Origin of the sequence: Thermus aquaticus, assembly GCF_001280255.1 — a bacterium.
Taxonomy (GTDB): Bacteria; Deinococcota; Deinococci; order Deinococcales; family Thermaceae; genus Thermus; species Thermus aquaticus.
On record NZ_LHCI01000106.1, the window covers coordinates 1,718,815 to 1,737,953 of the forward strand.

Genomic DNA, 19,139 nt, shown 5'->3' on the forward strand with positions numbered 1-19,139 from the left:
AGCCTAGCCCCGGGAGTGGAGCAAGATACCCAGGACCCCACAGGCCGTTTTGCGCCAAGGCCTGCTCGTCCTGGGCCTCAACCTGGTGCGCCGGCGCTGAAGGCCCTCTTCCCGCCTAGGTAGACCTCGAGGACCCTAAGCCTTTCGTCCAGGACCACCAGGTCGGCCAGCTTCCCCGGGGCGATCTCCCCCAGGTCCCTAAGGCCCAGGTAGCGGGCGGGCACCGTGGAAAGCCGCCTGGCCGCCTCCTCCAGCGAGAGGCCAAAGGCCACCAGGTTCCTCAGGGCCTGGTCCAGGGTAAGGGCGCTCCCCGCCAGGCTCTCCCCCAGCCAGACCCCTTCCCCCCGCTTCTCCACCCGGTGCCGCCCCAGGGCGTATAGGCCGTCCGGCATCCCGGCGGCGGCCACGGCGTCGCTGACAAAGTAGAGGCCGGGAATGCACTTAAGGGCCAGGCGCAGGGCGGCGGGGTCCACGTGGAGGCCGTCGGGGATGGCCTCGGCGTGGCCTCCCCGCTCCAGAGCCAGGCCCACAGGACCCGGATGGCGGTGGTGGAGGGGGGGCATGGCGTTGTAGAGGTGGGTGAAGCCCGTGGCCCCCGCCTCCAGGGCCAGAAGGGCCTCCCGGTAGCTGGCCTCGGTGTGCCCCACCTGGGGACGCACCCCCCGGGAGGAGAGGAAGCGGATGAGGTCCAAGGCTCCCGGGAGCTCGGGGGCCAGGGTCACCACCCGGACCGGGGCGGCCTCCAGGAAGGCCGCCATGAGCTCCAGGTCCGGCTCCCGGGGGAAGGGGGGCTGGGCCCCCAGGCGCCTGGGGCTGATGAAGGGGCCTTCCAGGTGGGCCCCCAGGATGCGGGCCTCCCCCCTCCCGGCCTCCATGGCCCGGCGGATCCCCTCCAGGGCCCCAAGGATCTCCTCCGGCGGGGCGGTGACCGTGGTGGGCAGAAGGGCCGTGGTCCCGTGGGCCAGGTGGAAGCGGGCCAGGGTTCTCACGGCCTCCTCCCCTTCCATGGCCTCCCGGCCAGCGCCGCCGTGGACGTGGAGGTCTATGAAGCCCGGCAGGATGTAGGGGCCTTCCACCAGAGCGGGCTCAAAGGCCTCTATGCGCTCCGAGAAGTAGAGGCGGCCCGGCCTTAGGCCTTCGGGCGTGAGAACCAGGCCTGCCAACGCCACACGGGGATTTTACCTGCTTTAATGGACCCATGCGCCTCATCGGCATCCCCACCCAGCGCCGCGCCCTCGAGGGCCGCACCTTCCTTGGCCTCCTGGAGCCCTACCTCGAGGCCCTGGCCTCCCAGGGCCTGGCCTACGCCCTCATCCCACCCCAGCCCCCGGAGGCCCTGGAGCGCCTCCTCCCCCACCTGGACGGCCTCCTCCTGCCGGGCGGGCCCGACGTGGACCCCGCCCACTTCGGCGAGGAACCCCACCCTGACTTGGGAGAAGTGGACCCGGACCGGGACGGGCTGGAGCTCTACCTGGCCCGCTACGCCGCCGAGAAGGGCCTGCCCACCATCGGCGTCTGCCGGGGGATCCAGGTGATGAACGTGGCCCTTGGGGGAAGCCTCCACCAGGACCTTAAGGCGGCGGGCTTTCCCCTCCAGCACGCCCAGAAGAGCCCACCCGCCTGGGGCGCCCACGGGCACGGGGCCCGCCTCGAGGGAGACAGCCCCTTAAGAGGGCTCTTTCCCGAAACCTTCCGGGTCAACTCCTACCACCACCAGGGCCTCAAGGCCCTGGGCCGGGGCCTGCGCCCGATGGCCTACGCGCCGGACGGCCTGGTGGAGGCCGTGGTCCTGGAGGGCCACCCCCTCTACCTGGGCCTCCAGTGGCACCCCGAGCTCCTTCGGGCCCACTGACCCATCTTCGGCCTCTTTCGGCGGGCCTAAGCGGCCGCCCAGTGCCTTATAGAGAGCCTTTCCTTAGGCTCCCCCGCGCCCTTTGGGGCCCCCGCCGCGACAAAAGCCACGGCGGGGTATCTAGGATTCGCCCTCAAAGAACCGCTCCAGGGGCTCCCTCCGCCGCAGGACCTCCCACCCCTCCCCCGTCCAGAGGAGCTCCAGGGGCCTCGGGGTGTCCAGGTAGGTGAGGGCCATACTGGACCCGTAGGCCCCGGCCTCGGGGATGGCCAAGGCATCCCCTTCCCTGGGCCTGGGGAGCCGCACCTCCCGGGCCAGCACGTCCCCGGATTCGCAAGCGGGCCCCGCCAGGTCGTAGACCTCCTCCTCCCCGCCCTCGTAAAGGGGTAGCACCGGGTGGCGGGCCCCGTAGAGGGCGGGGCGCAGGAGGCTGGTCATCCCGGCGTCCAGGAGGAGGTAGCGCCTGCGGGTTTCCTTGATCCCCCAGATGCGGGCCACCAAAACCCCCGCCTCCGCCACCAGGTACCGCCCGGGCTCCAGGTAGACCTTGGCCCCGTAGAGCCGGGCCAGGGCCTCCATGGGCTCCCTGAGAAGGGACAGAGGAAGCCCCAGGCCAAACCCGCCCCCCAGCTCCAGGACCTCCACCGGCCCCACCGCCCGGTAAAGCCCTTCCAGGACCTGGTACCCCTCCAGAAAGTCCTCCACCCTTTCCAGCTTGGAGCCCAGGTGCAGGTGAAGCCCCAGGAAGCGAAGCCCCAGGGCCTGGGCCAAGCCCATTAACCGGGGCACCGCCTCGGGGAGGACCCCAAACTGGCTCTCCCCCTTCCCCGTGGCCAGGTGGGGGTGGGTGGCCACGGGGAGGTCCGGGTTCACCCGGATGAGGACCCTGGCCCCGGGCAGAAGGGCCGCCACCCGCCTCAGGTCCGCCTCCGAGTCCAGGACCACCAAAGGCTCCTGGCCCCGGAGGGCCTCGAGGGCTTCCGGGGTCTTCACCGGCCCGTTCCAAACCACCTCCTCCGGGGAAAAGCACGCCCGGTAGGCCCGCAAAACCTCCCCCAGGGACACCGCCTCCGCCCCATAGCCCATGGGCCTGCGCAAAAGCCCCAGGCGGGGGTTGGCCTTGAGGGCGAAGAGGATGCCTTCGCGTGCTACCCCATAGTTCCACCCCGGCCATCCTGAGCAAGACCCTGCTCCGAAGGACCAGGAATGGGGTTTACCTGGGCCACCAGGCCCCAGTAGGAGCGGGCTGCAAGATGTTTCCCTGACGGGAAAGCAGCTATCCGATGGAGCCCCAAAGACCGCGCCATCACGCTGAACCGGATCTCTATCCAGTTCCCGACCCTCCCCTAACCCAGGGTCCCCTACCCCTGGAACCCCACTGAGGCGGGATGTGGTATTCTGGGCCGGACCAAAAGGAGGGTTATGAGAACCGCGCTGGTAACCGATTCCACCGCCGACCTACCCAAGCCGCTAAGGGAGCGCCTGGGGGTTTTCGTGGTCCCCCTTTACGTGAACCTGGGAGGCCGGGTCTACCGGGACTGGGAGGAGATCACGCCCACGGAGATCTTCGCCAAGGTGCGCTCGGGGGAGGCCTTCCCCACCACCAGCCAGCCCTCCCCCGAGGACTTCGCCCGGGTCTACGGGGAGGCCCTGAAGGGGGCGGACCACGCCCTCTCCATCCACATCTCCTCCAAGCTCTCGGGCACGGTCCAGTCCGCCCTCCTGGCGGCGGAGAGCTTCCCCGGCCGGGTCACGGTCTTTGACTCCCAGGCCGCCTCCCTGGGCGTCGGCATGATGGTCCTGAGGGCCCACGAGCTTCTTATGGCGGGCCAGGGCCTGGCCGAGGTATTAAAGGAGCTGGAGCGCATCCGGGCCGACCACTTCGTGCGTTTCACCGTGGCCACCCTGGAGTTCCTGAAGCGGGGCGGGCGCATCGGCGGGGCCCAGGCCTTTCTGGGCACCCTCCTCAACATCAAGCCCATCCTCACCCTCAAGGAAGGCCGGGTGGAGACGGCGGGCCGGGCCCGGGGGGAAAGGAAGGCCCGGGAGGAGATCGTGAAGGACTTCCGGGCCTGGGCCACGGGCCGGGGGAAGGTCCGGGCCTTTTTCCTCTACAGCGGTGAGGAGGAGGCCGTGCGGGAGCTCAAGGCCATGATCCTGGGCCTGGGGCTTCCCGTGGAAGAGGCTCTGGTGAGCGAGCTCGGGGCCGTGATCGCCAGCCACACCGGCCCCGGCACCTACGGGTTTTATGCCTACAGCCTCTAAGACCGCCTTCGTGGCCGACACCACCCTGGGCCTTTCTCCCGAAGAGGCCCTGGAGAAGGGCATCCACCTGGTGCCCGTCCAGGTCATCCACGGCGGGCGGAGCTACCGGGACCTCCTGGAAATCGGCCCCGAGGAGGTCCTGGCGCTTCTGGAAAAGGGGGAAAGGCTTTCCACCAGCCAGGCGGCCCCCGAGGACCTCAGGGCCACCTACGAGAGGCTTCTTCTGGACCACGACCGGGTCCTCTCCGTCCACCTCTCGGGAAAGCTCTCGGGAACCGTGGCCACCGCCCAGGCCGTGGCCCGGGCGTACGGGGGCAGGGTCCAGGTCCTGGACTCCTGGTCGCTGAACGGGGGGCTTTGGCTGGTCCTCGAGGAGGCCCGCCGCCTTCTCCAGCAAGGGGTGGCCTGGGAGCGCCTGGAGGCGGCGGTGGCCGCCTACCGAAAAAGGGTTTTGGGCTACGTCCTTCCCAAGACCCTCACCTACCTCCACCGCTCGGGGCGGATCGGGGGGCTCCAACGCTTCGTGGGGGGGCTCTTGCGCATCCTCCCCGTCCTCCTGGTGCGGGAAGGGCAGGTGGAGGCCGGACCCAGGGTGCGAGGCTTTATGGAGGGAATGCACAAGATAGCCGAACTTTTCCGAAAAGATTTCCCCGAAGGAGCCCTGGTCCACCTGGCCCACGCCGGGAACCCGGAGGGGGCCAGGGCGCTAGGGGAGCTCCTCCGGGCGGAAGGCGTGGAGATCCTCTCCGTTCTAAACGCCGGGGCGGCGGTCAGCGTGCACGCCGGCCCCGGGACCATCGCCTTCTTCGCTGGCCCCAGGAGGTGAGAATGCGGGCCGTGGTGCAGAGGGTCAGCGAGGCCTTTGTGGAGGTGGAGGGGGAGGTGGTGGGCCGGATCGGCCTGGGGCTATTGGTCCTCCTGGGCGTGGGGCAGAAGGACACCCAGGAGGACGTCCACTACCTGGCCCGGAAGATCGTCCACCTGCGCATCTTCCCCGACGCCATGGGGAAGATGAACCTCTCCCTCCTGGACGTGGGGGGCGAGGTGCTTTTGGTCAGCCAGTTCACCCTCTACGCCGACACCCGCAAGGGCCACCGCCCCTCCTTCGTCCAGGCCGCCCCGCCCGAGGTGGGCAGGCGCCTCTATGAAGCGGCCATTGAGGCCTTTTTGGCCCAGGGGGTCCACGTGGAAACCGGGGTCTACGGGGCCCACATGCGGGTGCACCTGGTCAACGACGGTCCCGTGACCCTTCTCCTGGACTCGGAGGACCGCCTTAAGCCCCGCTAGAGGGTCGGCACCGCCAGCCCCAGGCCACAGCAGCCCAGGGCTTCCCTCACCTCTTCACCTGGATTCCCTTTTCCGCCCGGACCCGGTAGAAGCGGAAACCCCGCAAGGTGGCGATTTTTCGCATCCAGCTCAAAGTGGTTTTCAGGGCGGCGTGCGCCTTGGGATCGTGGGTAGATCCGCGGTCCCGCCTCTCATATGTTTCATTCAAGAAAGGCCTACAATAAGCTGTGCTCCTAAAGAGCGCGTGGTGACGATGAACAAAGTAGAACCCAAGGACTGGATCCCCCTTATAAAGCCCTACGCCAAACCCAACACCTGGCGAAGTCTCCGCCAGGTGGCGGACACGCTTCTCCCCCTTTTGGGCCTCTTCTACCTGGCCCACCTTTCCCTCAACTACTCCCTCCTCCTCACCCTGGCCCTGGACTTCGCGGCCGCCCTCTTCCTGGTCCGGCTCTTCATCCTGCAGCACGATGCCGGGCACGGCTCCTTCTTCCCCAAAAAGTGGATGAACGACCTCCTGGGCTTCTTCACCGGGGTCCTGACCCTGGTGCCCTACCATCACTGGCAGCTTTCCCACGCCCGGCACCACGCCACCAGCGGCAACCTGAACAAGCGGGGGGTGGGGGATATCTACACCATGACCCTTCAGGAGTACCTAGACGCCACCCCCTGGCAGCGCCTCGCCTACCGGGTCTACCGCAACCCCTTCGTGATGTTCTTCATTGGGCCCATCTACGTCTTCATGCTCTCCTACCGCCTGCCCTTGGGCTATGGCTCGGAAAAGCCCTCGGTGCGCAACTCCGTGGCCCTCACCAACCTCTTTTTGGTCCTCCTCCTGGTGGGCATCTACCTGGCCTTCGGCCTGAAGACCCTCCTTTTGGTCTACCTGCCCATCCAGTACTTCGCCGGGATGGTGGGCATCTTCCTCTTTTACGTGCAGCACCAGTTTGAGGACGCCTACTGGGAGCACGACCCCCGCTGGGAGTACCTGAAGGCAGCCATGGAGGGGAGCACCTACCTGAAGCTTCCCAAGGTCCTCCAGTGGCTCACCGGCAACATCGGCTTCCACCACATCCACCACCTGGCCCCCAAGATCCCCAACTACCACCTGCCCAAGGTGCAGGAGGAGGTGGACCTGGTGAAGGTGGCCCCCACCGTGACCCTGAAGGACGCTTTCAAGATCGCCTTCGCCGACATGCACCTCCACGACGAGGAGTCCAGGAAGCTCGTGGGCTTCAAGGAGGCCGCCAGGCGCCTAAGGGAGAGAAAGCGCCTCAGTGGCGGAAGTGCCGCACGCCGGTGAAGACCATGGCCAGGCCCAGCTCGTCGGCAGCCTGAATAGAGTCCCCGTCCCGCACGCTCCCCCCGGGCTGGATGATGGCGGCGATGCCGAAGGTCCCGGCCAGGCGCACCACGTCGTCAAAGGGGAAGAAGGCGTCCGAGGCCAAGACGGCCCCCCGGGCCTCCTCCCCGGCGGCCTCGAGGGCCTGCCGGGCGGCGGCCAGGCGGTTGGTCTGCCCCACCCCGATCCCCAGGGTCTTCCCCCCCTTGGCCACCACGATGGCGTTGGAGCGGGCGTGCTTCACCACCTTCCAGGCGAACCAGAGGTCCCGCCACTCCGCCTCGGTGGGGGCCTTTTGGGTGACCACCCTGGGCGCCACGGGGTCATAGGTGTCGGCGTCCTGGAGGAGGAGCCCGCCCCTAAGCCGCCTCAGGTCCAGGTAAGGGCCCTCTGCCGGCTCGGGCACGCGGAGAAGCCTCAGGTTCTTCTTGCGGGCCAGGAGGGCCAGGGCCTCCTCGGTGAACTCCGGGGCCAGGACCACCTCCAGAAAGACCTCGCCCATGGCCCGGGCCGTGGGGCCGTCCACCGGGCGGTTTAGCGCCACGATCCCCCCGAAGATGCTAACGGGGTCGGCCTCGTAGGCCTTCTGGTAGGCCTCGAGGGCCTCCCGGCCCAGGGCCACGCCGCAGGGGTTCTGGTGCTTGATGGCCACGCAGGCGGGCTCGGTGAACTCCGAGACCAGGTTCCAGGCGGCCTCGGCGTCCAGGTAGTTGTTGAAGCTCATGGCCTTGCCCTGGAGGACCTGGGCCTTGAGGAGGGGCCCCTCCTCCCCCACCACCCGGTAAAGGGCGGCCTCCTGGTGGGGGTTTTCCCCGTAGCGGAGGGGGGAAAGCCGCTTCAGAACCAAAAACTTCTCCTCGGGGAACTTCTCCCCGGAAAGCCACTCGCTGATGGCGGCGTCGTAGGTGGCGGTGTGGGCGAAGGCCTTGCGGGCAAGCTCCCTCCTGAACTCGGGCTCAGGACCCCGCTCCAGCGCCACAAGAACCCGCTCGTAGTCCTCGGGATCGCAGACGGGCAGCACCGCCTCGTGGTTCTTGGCGGCGGCCCGCAGCATGGCGGGCCCCCCGATGTCTATCTGCTCCAGGGCCTCGTGGAAGGAAGCCCCCCGGGCCACGGTCTCCCGGAAGGGGTAGAGGTTCACCGCTAAAACCCTGATCCGCTCAAACCCCAGGGCCTTCAGCTCCTCCTCCTGGTCGGGCCGGGCCAGGAGAGCGGCGTGGACCTTGGGGTGGAGGGTCTTGACCCGCCCCGAAAGAACCTCGGGAAAGCCGGTGAAGTCGGAGATGTAGGTGACGGGAAGGCCCGCCTCCTCAAGGACCCTGAAGGTCCCCCCGGTGGCGAGAAGCTTAAAGCCAAGCCTCAAGAGGCCCTGGGCGAAGGGCACTAGCCCCCGCTTATCGGAAACGGAAAGGAGCGCCCACACGGAAAGGATTGTACCCGCTAGACTGGAGGGGATGATCTACGAGGCCATCAAGGAGACCATTAAGGAGGCCATGAAGGCCCGGGACCAGAGGACCCTGGACTTCGCCCGGGTGGTGAAGGCGGAGCTGGACCGCAAGGGGAACGGCAAGCCCCTCCCCGATGAGGAGGCGGTCAAGGTCCTGAAGGCCCTGAAGGAGATCGCCCTGGAGCAGGGGAACACCTTTGAGGTGGAGTTCCTGGACCGCTTCCTGCCCAAGGAGATGTCGGAGGAGGAGCTGGAGGCCTGGATCCGGGAGAACATAGACTTTTCCCAGTTCAAGACCCCCCTGGCCGCCATCGGGGCCGTGACCAAGGCCCTGGGCCCCAGGGCCCCGGGGGAGAAGGTGCGCCGGGTCATTGAGCGCATGACGCGATGAGCCCCTGGAAGCGGCTTACCCTGGAGGAGATCCTCTCCGAGCCCGTGCGCCTGGTGCGGGAGCGCCTCCTGACCCACACCGGTAAGGAGATCACCTACATCTACCGCCCGGGGCCCGTGGCGGCCAGCTTCGTCCTGCCGGTGACGGAAGGGGCCACCGCCCTTCTCATCCGCCAGTACCGCCACCCCACGGGCAAGTTCCTCCTGGAGGTGCCGGCCGGCAAGGTGGACCCCGGGGAAACCCCCATGGAGGCGGCCAAGAGGGAGCTTATGGAGGAGGTGGGGGCGGAGGCCCAGACCTACCTACCCCTTCCCCCCTTCCACCCCCAGCCCTCCTTCACCGCCGTGGTCTTCCATCCCTTTCTGGCCCTGGGGGCCAGGCGGGTGGGCCGGCCGGCCCTCGAGGACGGCGAACTCCTAGAGCCCGTGGAAATCCCCCTCGCTGAGCTTTACGCCCTCCTGGAGCGGGGCGAGGTCCAGGACGCCTCCACCGCCCTCACCCTCTTCTACGCCAGGCCCCACCTAAAGGCCAGGGGCCTCCTCTAAGTGCCTACCCCGGCGGAAGGCTCCTGGGGCGCTTACCAGGGCTGGTGGGCCGAGGAACAGGGGAAGCAAGGGTAAAAAGCCGCAAAAGGGTGCATAAAGTTGGCCTGGGAAAGCGCTTTGGGCCTTGGTAGACTGGCCCCGTATGAAACCCGAGGTGAAAACGCCCCTGCCGGGCCCCAAGGCCCAGGAGCTCCTCGCCCGGGGGGAAAAGGTCCTCTCCCCCTCCTACGTCCGCCCCTACCCCTTCGTCCCCGCCCGGGGCCAGGGGGTTTTTCTGGAGGACGTGGACGGCAACGTCTTCCTGGACTTCATGGCGGGCATCGCCGTCAACACCACGGGCTACGCCCACCCGAGGGGATTGGCGGCGGTGAAGGCCCAGGCGGAGCGCTTCGCCCACGTCTGCTTCTCCGACTTCACCCACGAGCCCACCCTCTCCCTGGCCGAGCGCCTGGTGGCCAAGGTGGGCGGCGGGTACCGGGTCTTCTTCGGCAACTCCGGCACCGAGGGGATTGAGGCCGCCATCAAGCTGGTGCGCCACCACACGGGAAGGCCCTACCTCCTGGCCTTCACCGGGGCCTTCCACGGAAGAAGCCTGGGGGCCCTCTCCCTCACCGCCAGCAAAAGCGCCTACCGCAAGGGCTTCGCCCCCCTCCTTCCTGGGGTGGTCCACGTCCCCTTCCCCAACCCCTTCCGCCCCCCCTTAGGCGCAAGCCCAGAGGAGGTGGGGGAAGCGGTTCTGGCCCACCTGGAGCACCTCTTCGCCACCGTCCTGCCCCCCGAGGAGGTGGCCGCCTTCTTCCTGGAGCCCATCCAGGGGGAAGGGGGCTACGTCCTGCCCCCGGCCGGCTTCCTTCCAAAGCTCAAGGCCCTCCTGGAGCGGCACGGCATCCTCCTGGTGGCCGACGAGGTCCAGACCGGGGCCGGGCGCACCGGGCGCTTTCTGGCCCTGGAGCACGAGGGGGTGGAGGCCGACGTCTACGTCCTGGCCAAGGGCCTGGCCTCGGGCTACCCCTTGAGCGCCGTCCTCTTTCGCGAGGAGCTCGGGAGCTGGCGCCCCGGGGCCCACGGCACCACCTTCGGCGGCCAGGCGGTGGCGGCGGCCGCGGCCCAGGCCACCCTGGACCTCCTCGAGGGGGGCCTCATGGAAAACGCCAGGGAGGTGGGGGCCTTCCTCCTCGCCGGCCTAAGGGAGATGCAGAAGCGCTTTCCCTTCCTGGGGGACGTGCGGGGCCGGGGCCTCATGATCGGCCTGGATTTCGGAAGCCCCGAGGAGCCCCGCCCGGACCTCCGGGACAAGGCCCAAAGGCTCGCCTTTGAAAAGGGCCTCCTCACCCTGGCGGCGGGGCCCTCCGCCCTGCGCCTGGCCCCGCCCCTCGTCCTCTCCCGGGAGGAGGCGGCCCTGGGCCTGGAGATCCTGGAAGAGGCCCTCAAAAGCCTTTAAAAACCAAGGGGGCAGGGAAGGCCGGCCCCCTTTGGCCTCTTGGCCTACTTGGGCTCCCCCGGCCAGTCCCCCACCACGCCGGGCGCCGCCCACTCCATGGTGAGGAGCTCCCGGAGGGAGGCCTTCCTTCCCGCCGGGATCCGCACCACCCCCTTGCGGTCCTTGATGGGCCCGGTGAAGGGGTCAAAGGTGGGCTTGGGGCTAGACATGTCCTTGAGGAGGGCCATGATCCGGTCGTAGACGGCCACCTTCTTGCCCCCCACGGTCATCTGGGCCTTCCGCAGAAGGGGCACGTGCTTGGGGTTGATGGGCACCCCGTAGTCGGCCCCCATCTCCACGGCCCCGTGCTGGAGGAGCCAGAAGTAGTCCACGTTCTCCAGGTTCTTGGCGGTGTAGACGCCCTCCTTCACCTTCTTCAGGAAGTCCATGTAGATGACCTCCCAGTGGACGATCTGCCCGGAGACCACGTGGTCGGGGGCGAACTTGAGCATGGGGGTGTAGTGGCCGAAGGAGTAGGCCCCCTTCCTGGCGGCGGTCTGGATGACGGTGGGCGTGTCCTCGGTGAAGGCGAAGACGTCGGCCCCCTGGGCGAGAAGGGCCTCGGTGGCCTCCCGGGCCTTGGCCGGGTCGTACCAGGCGTTGATCCAGCGCACCAGGACCTGGGCCTTGGGGTTGACCGCCCTGACCCCCAGGGTGAAGGCGTTGATGTGCCGCTTCACCTCGGGGATGGGGAAAGCGGCCACGTACCCCACCTTGCCCGTCTTGGTGAGGGCCCCGGCGGCCAGGCCGTTCAGGTAGTAGACCTGGTAGAAGTCCGCCATGTAGGTGGCCACGTTGGGGGCCCGCTTGAGGCCGGTGGCGTGGGCGAAGATGACCTCAGGGTACTTCTTGGCCGCCTCCAGCACCGCCTCCCCGTACCCGAAGCTGGTGGCGAAGATGACCTGGCACCCCTCCCGCACAAACCGGTCCATGACGGGCAGGGCCTGGGCCTCCGGGACGCTTTCCACGTACCGGGTCTCCAGCCAGGGCAAGGCGGCCTCGGCCTTCTTCCGGCCCACATCGTGGGCGTAGGTCCAGCCTGCGTCCCCGATGGGCCCCACATAGATAAAGCAGGCCTTCAGCTTCTCCCCCTGGGCCAGGGAAAGGCCCAGGGCCGCCAACAAAAACGCCAGGAGTCTTCGCATGCCTCACCTCCCCCGCTCAAAGGGCACGCCCAGGGCCTTGGGCGCCCGGGCGCGGCCCGATAGGGCCAGGACCAGGATAACCAAAAGGTAGGGCATGGCGCCAAAGGCCTCGCTGGGTATAGGTACACTGCCCTGGAGCCGAAACTGCAGGAAGAAAAGGAGGCCGAAAAGGTAGGCCCCAAGGACAGCCCTGAGGGGCTCCCAGGCCGCCAGGATCACCAGGGCGATGGCCACCCACCCTAACCCCGCCGTCATCCCGTCGGTCCAGGAGGGCCGGTAGGCCAGGGAGAGGTAGGCCCCGGCCAGGCCGATGAGCCCGCCCCCCAGGGCCAGGGCCCCGTAGCGGACCCCGTCCACGCTGACCCCGAAGAGGTCCGCCGCCTTGGGGTTCTCCCCCACGCTCCGAAGGTAGAGGCCGAAGCGGCTCCGGTAGAGGAGATGGTGGAGCAAAAGGGCCAGCAAAAAGGCCAGGAGGGCCATGCCCCCCTCGGGAAGGGTCCACTCCAGGGGCAGGCCCTCGTACCGCTTCCCCAAAAGCCCCGAGGCCCCCAGGCCCAAAGCGGCCACCGCCAGGCCGGCCACGAACTGGTTGGCCCTCAAAGTGACGGCGAAGAGGCCCAAGACCATCCCCCCTAGGACCCCGGTCCCCACCCCCGCCAGAAGGCCCAGGTAGGGGCCCGCCCCCAGGGCCACGCCGAAGGCGGCCAGGGCCGAAAGGGCCATGATCCCCTCCACGCCCAGATTCACCACCCCGCTCCGCTCCGAGACGAGGGCCCCCAGGGAGGCCAGGAGGATGGGGGTTCCAAAGAGCACCGCGCGCAACAGGGCTTCTTCCATCAGCGCCTCCAGAGGATCCGGTGCCGGCTCGAGGCCTCGGCCCCGATCAGGGCCAGAAGCAAAAGCCCGCTCACCACATCCACCACCCTAAAGGGCATGGAAAGGGAGAGCTTCAGGGCATCCCCCCCGGCCAGGATCAGGCCCAGGAGGGGGGCCGTGAGGAGGACCAGAAGGGGCCTCCCCCGGGCCAGCCAGGCCGCCAGAATGGCGGTGAAGCCGTAACCCAAGGAGATCTGGGCGGGCTCCAGAAGCCTCAGGTGGATGCCCGCCACCTCCCCCACCCCGGCGAAGCCGGAAAGGAGGCCGCTAATGAGAGCGGTAAGGAAAAGGAGCCTCCCCCCGGGCAGGCCCAGATACCGGGCCGCCAAGGGGTTTTCCCCCTGGACCCGAAAGGCGAAGCCCAAAGGGGTGCGGAAAAGGAGGAGGAGGAGGATCATGGCCGCCGCCACCCCCAGGAGGAGGGTGGGCCAGTGGACCAGGGTCTCCCCCAGCCGGGGGAGCTGGGCCTCCTGGGGAAAGCGGTCCGTGTAAAGGAAGCCAAAGACCATCTGCCCCTTCCAGGGCCCGGCCACCAGGTAGACCACCAGGTAGTAGGCCAGGTAGTTCTGCATCAGGGTGGTGAGGATCTCGCTGGCCCCAAAGCGCACCCTGAGCCAGGCGGCAAGCCCAGCCCAGATGGCCCCAAGCCCGCCCCCTAGGAGGAACATGAGGGGGAGGGTCCAGGGCCCCACGGGCAAGAAGAGGGCGGCGTAGGCGGCCCCCACGGCCCCCAGGAGGAGCTGGCCCTCGGCCCCGATGTTGAAAAACCCCACCCTAAAGGCCAGGGAAAGCCCTGCCCCGATGAGGAGGAGGGGGATGGTGCGCCGGGCGATCTCGGCTAGGCCCAGGGGGTCGGTGAGGGGAGAGAGGAGGAGGGCGTAGGCCTTGAGGGGGGAGACCCCGTAGGCCAGGAAGAGAGCCCCCAGCAAAAGGAAGGCCAAGAGGAGGAAGAGGGCGTAGGCCAGGAAGGTCTTTTGCGGCCTGGGGTTGGGGTCCAGCTCCAGCCTCATGCCCGCCCCTCCGTCATCATCCGCCCCAGGCGCTCGCGGCTCATCTCCTCCCGAGGAACGGGCCCCACCAGCCGCCCCCGGTGCATGGCCGCCACCCGGTGGGAAAGGGCCAGGATCTCGTCCAGGTCTTCGCTCACCAGGAGGACCGCCGCCCCTTCCCGCACCAGGTCCAGAAGCCTGGCGTGCACCTCCTCCGCCGCCCCCACGTCCACGCCGTAGGTGGGGTGCATGGCCAGCACCAGCCTGGGGCCGTCCTTGAGCTCCCGGGCCAGGATCACCTTCTGCACGTTGCCGCCGGAGAGGAAGCGGACCGGGGTTCCGGGCGAAGGGGTCTGGATGCGGTAGCGGGCGATGAGGCCCTCGGCGTCCCGTTCCATGGCCCGGTAGTCCAGAAGCCCCCTTGGGGCGTAGCGGGGATAGGTGCGCAGGGCCAGGTTCTCGGCCACGCTCATCCCCCCCACCACCCCCATGGCCCGCTCCTCGGGCACGTGGGCCACCCCCAGGGCGAAGAGGCGGGCAGGGTCTTTGGGGAGGGGAGCCCCTAGGAACCGGACCTGGCCCCTGTAGGGCCTCAGGCCCGCCAGGGCCTCGAGGAGCTCCGCCTGGCCGCTTCCCGCCACCCCGGCGATACCCAGGACCTCCCCGGCCCGCAAGGCGAAGGAGACCCCCTGGACGGGGAAGCCGTGCCGGGGCACCGTAAGCCCCTCCACCTCCAAGACCACTTCCTCCCTGGGCGGGGGGGCCTTGGGGGGCGGGGCCACACTCCGGCCCACCATGAGGCGGATGAGGGTGTCCTTGTCGGCCTCTTCCCGCCTAAGCTCCCCCACCTTTTCCCCGCCCCTAAGGACGGCGATGCGGTCGGCGATGGCCAGCACCTCGTCCAGCTTGTGGCTGATGAAGATGACGGCGAGGCCCCTGGCCTTGAGGCGCCGGATCTCCTGGAAGAGGTCCTCGGCCTCCTTGGGGGTGAGGACGCTGGTGGGCTCGTCCAGGATCAGGACCCTGGGCCGGTTGAGGAGGGCCCTCAGAAGCTCCACCCGCTGCTTCTCCCCGGCGGAGAGGCGGTGGACGGGCGCCTCCAGGTCCACCCCCAGAGGGTGATCGGAGAGAAGCCCCCGCAGGCGCCCAAGGAGGCCCCTGCGGCTGAAAAAGGGAGGCAGGTCCAGGCCCAGGGCCAGGTTCTCCGCCACGCTGTGGGCCTCTATGAGCTCGGGGTGCTGGGGCACCAGGGCGATGCCCAGGCGCTGGGCCGCCCGGGGCGAGGGGATGCGCACCTCCTTTCCCTCCAAGAGGATCCGCCCCTCGTCGGGGGCGTAGAGGCCGTAGAGGACGCTGACCAGGGTGGTCTTCCCCGCCCCATTCTCCCCAAGGAGGGCCAGGACCTCTCCCCGGCCCACCTCGAGGCTCACCCCCCAGTTGGCCACCACGGAACCGAAGCGCTTGGTGATCTTCTCCAGCCGCAACATGGGACGGCCCAGCCGGGCCCGGGGTGAGGATACCACGGGCAAGGCGTCCCCCGACCCCGCTCTGGCCATAAGCGGCCCCTTTCCCAAGGCCGGGAGGCGCCCCTTTGGGGCCCCCATGGCCCTTGCCCCGGGGAGGTACCCATGCTTCCCGTCTCCTTGGGCCCAATAAGTACCCCACCGCGGCAAAAGCCGCGGTGGGGGCCCCAGAAAAGCCCTTCCAAAGCCCCCACTTGGGCACCCCATGTCGCGAAACCAAAGTGCGGGCACTTAGTTCCTTCGGCCCACCATGCCTAGTAACTTCCCCAGGAACCTTTTGCCGGGGTTCCCAGCATGGGGTGGCATCACACCGCCCGCTCCTCCTCCAGAGCCCGTCTCGCCTGCCGGGCCAGGGAAAGAAGCTCCTGGGCCAAGGCCTCCAGGGCCCCCGGGCGCAGGCGGTAGTAGGTCCAGCGGCCCACCCGCACCCCCTCCACCAGGCCCGCCTCGCGGAGGATACGGAGGTGGTGGCTCACCGTGGGGGCGGAAAGCCCCGTCCTCTCCTTGAGGTGGCAGAAGCAGACCCCGTAGGCGGTGCCGCAACGGGGGTCCCGCAGGGTGTGCTCGTCGGGAAGCTCGGCCAAAAGGCGCACCATGGCCACCCGGGCCGGGTGGGCCAGGGCCTCGAGGCGGCCCTGGGTGAGGTCCATCCGCTTCATAGGACCATTATGCCGGAAAGGGCCCCCACAACCAAACCGCCCCACCAACATAAGCGCGTGGGCACAGGGGGTCCCATACCCCACCGGCCAAAGCCCATTTCCATCGCCTCTTTCTGTTCATACCCCTATGGGGTATATGTGGAAGCCCTGCACACTATTGACACCCTCGGCCTGGTTTGATAGCCTTCAAACTGTCAAGGAAAGGAGGGACAAAGGTATGACGCAAACCCTGACCCGCAGGCGCTTCGTTCAGCTCACGGCGGCGGCCACCGCCCTCTTCGCCGCCGGGGGCAAGGCCCAGCTCTGGTACGCCCCCAGCCTCACCTACCCGGCGGTGAAGGTGGCCAACCTCTCCCAGGTGAAGACGGGCCAGCCCATCACCTTCAACTACCCCGACGCCTCCGCCCCGGCCATCCTGGTCAAGCTGGGCCGCCCCGCCATCGGCGGCGTGGGCAAGGACCGGGACATCGTGGCCTTCTCCGCCCTCTGCACCCACATGGGCTGCCCCGTCCAGTACGAGAAGGGCCGCTTCATCTGCCGCTGCCACTACTCCATGTTTGACCCCGCCAAGGCGGGCCAGACCTACCAGGGCATGGCCAGCTCCTGGCTCCCCCAGATTCCCCTGCGCATTGACGGGAAGGGGGACATCTACGCCGTGGCCGTGGCCGGCCTCATCTGGGGCCGCGTGAAGAACGTGTAGGAGGTGTCTATGGCGCTCATTCCCAGGAGGGACCAGCTTCCCATCCCGCCCAAGACAGCCAAGGTCTACAACACGGTCTGCCAGTACTGCAACGTGGGGTGCGGCTACAAGGTCTACGTCTGGCCCGTGGGCGAGCAGGGGGGCCCCAAGCCGAACCAGAACGCCTTCGGCTTGGACCTCAGCCAGCCCCAGCCCCCCCTGGCCGGGCTGAGCTACACGGAGACCATGCACGCCGTCACCTTGGGCAAGGACGGCCGGCAGTACCACGTGGTCATGGTGCCCGCCAAGGACAGCCCCATCAACCGGGGCAACTACTCCATCCGCGGCGGCACCAACGCCCTCACCGTCTGGAGCCTGGACCGGGGCACCCAGGACCGCCTCACCTACCCCCTCCTGCGGGTGGGGGACCAGTTCCAGGCCATCACCTGGCAGGACGCCCTCACCCTCATGGGCCTCCTCATCAAGGGCATCCGGGACCGGGACGGCAACGACGACAACATCGCCGTGAAGTGCTACGACCACGGGGGCTCGGGCCAGGGGTTTGAGGACAACTACGCGGCGGGCAAGCTCTTCTTCTCCGCCCTCTCCGTCAAGCACATCGCCATCCACAACCGCCCCGCCTACAACTCCGAGGTCTGGGGTAGCCGGGAGCGGGGCGTCCACGAGCTGAACTACGACTACTCCGACGCCCGCCTCGCCGACACCATCGTCCTCTGGGGGGCCAACTCCTACGAGACGGCCACGGTCTTCTACGTGGAGCACATGCTCCCCAACATCCAAGGGGCCACCATCCCGGAGAAGCAGCAGGCCTACGAGAAGGGGGAGCCCGCCGAGGCCGGCCGCCTCATCGTCATTGACCCCAGGAAGACCAGCTCCTACACCGTGGCCGAGACCGTGGCCAAGGACCGGGTCATGCTGATCCGGCCCAACCTGGGCACGGACTACATCCTGGCCAACGCCATCGCCCGGGTGGTGTGGGAGCGGGGCTACTACGACATGGCCTACCTCCAGGCCCGCACGGACATGGGGCTCTTTGAGGAATACAAGAAGAAGAGCCTCAAGCTGGACGTGCCCTACGGGGAGTTCATGGCCCAGGTGGAGCGGATCACCGGGGTGCCCCGGGCCCAGATTGAGCAGGCCGCCGACTGGATCGCCAAGCCCAAGGCCGGGGGCTTCAAGCGGCGCACCCTCACCATCTACGAGAAGGGCATCATCTGGAACATGAAGAACTACGACCAGGTGGCGGCCATCGTCCAGCTCGCCGTCCTGACCCACAACATCGGCCGGGCCGGCACCGGGTGCGGCCGCCAGGGCGGCCACCAGGAGGGGTACGTGCGCCCGCCCGCCCCCACCCCGGGCTCCATCTACCGGGGCGGCCCTCCGGTGAACGTGGACAAGTTCCTGGTGGAGGGCAAGGGCAAGTTCTACTGGGTCATCGCCAACGACCCCTACCTCTCCACCCCCAACAACCAGGTCTTCCGCAAGCGCATCCACGAGCGCACGGAGAAGCTGACCAAGGCCCTGGGGGCCGGGGGCGAACCCGGCACCATCCGGGAGCGGGCCCAGAAGATCCTGGACATCCTCTACTCCGACCCCGACGCCCTCTTCCTGGTGGTCCAGGACATCTACATGACGGAGACCGCCAGGGACGCCCACCTCATCCTCCCCGCCGCCGCCTGGGGCGAGGCCAACGAAACCTCCATCAACTGCAACAGCCGCCTCCTCCGCCTCTACGAGAAGTTCATTGACCCGCCCGGCGAGGCCAAGCCCGACTGGGAGATCTTCAAGCTGGTGGGCCTCCGCATCGCCGACCTCTACCGGGCCGAGGGCAAGGCCAAGGAGGCGGAGAAGTTTGAGTTCGGCAAGAACTGGAAGACGGACGAGGACGTCTTCCTGGCGGGGGCCGAGGAGTTCTCCGACAACCGGGTCTCTGAGGAGGACGAGGCCAAGCTGGAGGCCGAGAACTACAAGGGGGTCACCTACAAGTTCCTCAAGGAGGTGGGCCAACAGGGCATCCGCACCCCCGTGCGCCGGGACCCCAAGACGGGAAAGCTGGTGGGCACCCTGCGCCGCTACACCCACAAGTTCGGCACCCCGGACGGCAAGTTCAAGTGGTACGGGAGCGACGACTGGGAGGGCTACCCCGCCGAGGTGGCCAAGTACCTGGAGGGGGATAAGGCCAAGGCCTACCCCTTCTGGGTGACCACCGGCCGGGCCCAGACCATCTGGCAGACCGCCTACCACGACCGCCACCTGCCCGAAAAGGCCATGGCCCTGCCCCTCCCCTACGTGGAGGTCAACCCCGAGGACGCCAAGCGCCTGGGCCTCCAGTCCGGGGACCTGGTAGAGGTCTACAACGAGGAAGGGAACGGCACCTTCCTGGTCTACGTCACCGACGCCGTCAAGCCGGGGATGCTCTTCCTGGTCATGTACCACTGGCGGGGCACCAGCAACTCCCTGGTTTCCGGCTACACCGACCCCAAGACCACCATCCCCTGGTACAAGGGAACCCGGGCCAACCTGCGCAAGGTGGCGGGGGCTATCCCCTCCATCCAGCAGACGGCGAGCCTCCTGCAGCAGAACAAGTTTGACTAAGGGGCAGGCGCTCCCCGGCCCCCTCTGGGGGCCGGGTTTTTAA

18 protein-coding genes and 2 pseudogenes are annotated in these 19,139 nt (G+C 68.3%); 10 read left to right on the forward strand and 10 right to left on the reverse strand.

What is annotated here, in order from left to right:
* Positions 1-77: 77 nt before the first annotated feature.
* The gene (nagA, locus tag BVI061214_RS10100) at positions 78-1,169 is read right to left on the reverse strand and encodes an N-acetylglucosamine-6-phosphate deacetylase (protein WP_053768279.1); all 1,092 of its coding nucleotides are present in this window, start codon (positions 1,167-1,169) and stop codon (positions 78-80) included.
* A 29-nt stretch (positions 1,170-1,198) separates the two neighbouring features.
* Here nagA and BVI061214_RS10105 point away from each other — a divergent pair, with 29 nt between their 5' ends.
* Entirely contained in the window at positions 1,199-1,852 is a 654-nt protein-coding gene (locus tag BVI061214_RS10105; RefSeq protein ID WP_053768280.1) for a gamma-glutamyl-gamma-aminobutyrate hydrolase family protein, read from the forward strand.
* A 120-nt stretch (positions 1,853-1,972) separates the two neighbouring features.
* Here the strand turns inward: BVI061214_RS10105 and BVI061214_RS14200 are convergent, their stop codons facing one another.
* From BVI061214_RS14200 to BVI061214_RS14210, 3 genes and pseudogenes are all read right to left on the reverse strand, one after another.
* A complete protein-coding gene (locus BVI061214_RS14200) occupies positions 1,973-2,371 on the reverse strand; it encodes a hypothetical protein (protein ID WP_428843232.1) in 399 nt (132 codons plus the stop codon).
* A gap of 6 nt (positions 2,372-2,377) precedes the next feature.
* Positions 2,378-2,995 (reverse strand): annotated as a pseudogene (locus BVI061214_RS14205) (diaminopimelate decarboxylase); the annotation flags it as partial.
* Positions 2,996-3,008: 13 nt separating this feature from the next.
* A pseudogene (locus tag BVI061214_RS14210) lies at positions 3,009-3,198 on the reverse strand (hypothetical protein); the annotation flags it as partial.
* 76 nt (positions 3,199-3,274) lie between these two features.
* On the opposite strand from BVI061214_RS14210, the gene BVI061214_RS10115 reads away from it, so the two are divergent.
* The 4 genes from BVI061214_RS10115 (at position 3,275) to BVI061214_RS10130 (ending at position 6,707) form a co-directional block, all read left to right on the forward strand.
* A complete protein-coding gene (locus tag BVI061214_RS10115) occupies positions 3,275-4,117 on the forward strand; it encodes a DegV family protein (RefSeq protein WP_053768281.1) in 843 nt (280 codons plus the stop codon).
* Positions 4,101-4,943 (forward strand): DegV family protein, encoded by an 843-nt coding sequence (locus BVI061214_RS10120; protein WP_053768282.1) that lies wholly within the window; start codon positions 4,101-4,103, stop codon positions 4,941-4,943. Before BVI061214_RS10115 ends, BVI061214_RS10120 begins: the two co-directional genes overlap by 17 nt.
* Positions 4,944-4,945: 2 nt before the next feature.
* Positions 4,946-5,404, forward strand: a complete 459-nt coding sequence (gene dtd, locus BVI061214_RS10125; RefSeq protein WP_053768283.1) for a D-aminoacyl-tRNA deacylase — start codon at positions 4,946-4,948, stop codon at positions 5,402-5,404.
* A gap of 253 nt (positions 5,405-5,657) precedes the next feature.
* On the forward strand, positions 5,658-6,707 hold the full coding sequence (locus BVI061214_RS10130) for a fatty acid desaturase (RefSeq protein WP_053768284.1): 1,050 nt from the start codon (positions 5,658-5,660) through the stop codon (positions 6,705-6,707).
* Here BVI061214_RS10130 and purH read toward each other — a convergent pair.
* Entirely contained in the window at positions 6,679-8,169 is a 1,491-nt protein-coding gene (gene purH, locus BVI061214_RS10135) for a bifunctional phosphoribosylaminoimidazolecarboxamide formyltransferase/IMP cyclohydrolase (RefSeq protein WP_053768285.1), read from the reverse strand. The two genes, BVI061214_RS10130 and purH, sit on opposite strands and share 29 nt — an antisense overlap.
* 31 nt (positions 8,170-8,200) lie before the next feature.
* On the opposite strand from purH, the gene BVI061214_RS10140 reads away from it, so the two are divergent.
* The 3 genes from BVI061214_RS10140 to BVI061214_RS10150 all read left to right on the forward strand — a co-directional run bounded on the left by BVI061214_RS10140 (position 8,201) and on the right by BVI061214_RS10150 (position 10,570).
* The gene (locus tag BVI061214_RS10140; protein ID WP_053768286.1) at positions 8,201-8,584 is read left to right on the forward strand and encodes a GatB/YqeY domain-containing protein; all 384 of its coding nucleotides are present in this window, start codon (positions 8,201-8,203) and stop codon (positions 8,582-8,584) included.
* Complete coding sequence (locus BVI061214_RS10145; RefSeq protein WP_003048709.1) at positions 8,581-9,129, forward strand: NUDIX domain-containing protein; 549 nt, start codon at positions 8,581-8,583, stop codon at positions 9,127-9,129. The genes BVI061214_RS10140 and BVI061214_RS10145 overlap by 4 nt, the downstream gene beginning before the upstream one ends.
* Before the next feature lie 142 nt (positions 9,130-9,271).
* Entirely contained in the window at positions 9,272-10,570 is a 1,299-nt protein-coding gene (locus BVI061214_RS10150) for an acetyl ornithine aminotransferase family protein (protein ID WP_053768287.1), read from the forward strand.
* A 44-nt stretch (positions 10,571-10,614) separates the two neighbouring features.
* Here BVI061214_RS10150 and BVI061214_RS10155 read toward each other — a convergent pair whose 3' ends face one another.
* The 5 genes from BVI061214_RS10155 to BVI061214_RS10175 form a co-directional block, all read right to left on the reverse strand.
* Positions 10,615-11,754: a BMP family ABC transporter substrate-binding protein gene (locus BVI061214_RS10155; RefSeq protein WP_053768288.1), complete on the reverse strand. Its 1,140-nt coding sequence runs from the start codon at positions 11,752-11,754 to the stop codon at positions 10,615-10,617.
* 3 nt (positions 11,755-11,757) lie between these two features.
* Positions 11,758-12,591: an ABC transporter permease gene (locus tag BVI061214_RS10160; RefSeq protein WP_053768289.1), complete on the reverse strand. Its 834-nt coding sequence runs from the start codon at positions 12,589-12,591 to the stop codon at positions 11,758-11,760.
* Positions 12,591-13,640 (reverse strand): ABC transporter permease, encoded by a 1,050-nt coding sequence (locus tag BVI061214_RS10165; RefSeq protein WP_053768290.1) that lies wholly within the window; start codon positions 13,638-13,640, stop codon positions 12,591-12,593. Before BVI061214_RS10165 ends, BVI061214_RS10160 begins: the two co-directional genes overlap by 1 nt.
* Positions 13,637-15,106, reverse strand: a complete 1,470-nt coding sequence (locus BVI061214_RS10170) for an ABC transporter ATP-binding protein (protein ID WP_053768291.1) — start codon at positions 15,104-15,106, stop codon at positions 13,637-13,639. The genes BVI061214_RS10165 and BVI061214_RS10170 overlap by 4 nt, the downstream gene beginning before the upstream one ends.
* Before the next feature lie 341 nt (positions 15,107-15,447).
* On the reverse strand, positions 15,448-15,801 hold the full coding sequence (locus tag BVI061214_RS10175) for an ArsR/SmtB family transcription factor (protein WP_248841758.1): 354 nt from the start codon (positions 15,799-15,801) through the stop codon (positions 15,448-15,450).
* A gap of 217 nt (positions 15,802-16,018) precedes the next feature.
* Here BVI061214_RS10175 and BVI061214_RS10180 point away from each other — a divergent pair, with 217 nt between their 5' ends.
* Together BVI061214_RS10180 and BVI061214_RS10185 are read left to right on the forward strand one after the other, a co-directional pair.
* Positions 16,019-16,501, forward strand: a complete 483-nt coding sequence (locus BVI061214_RS10180; RefSeq protein WP_053768292.1) for an arsenate reductase (azurin) small subunit — start codon at positions 16,019-16,021, stop codon at positions 16,499-16,501.
* Between the two features lie 9 nt (positions 16,502-16,510).
* Positions 16,511-19,096 (forward strand): arsenate reductase (azurin) large subunit, encoded by a 2,586-nt coding sequence (locus BVI061214_RS10185; RefSeq protein WP_053768293.1) that lies wholly within the window; start codon positions 16,511-16,513, stop codon positions 19,094-19,096.
* Positions 19,097-19,139: the final 43 nt, after the last annotated feature.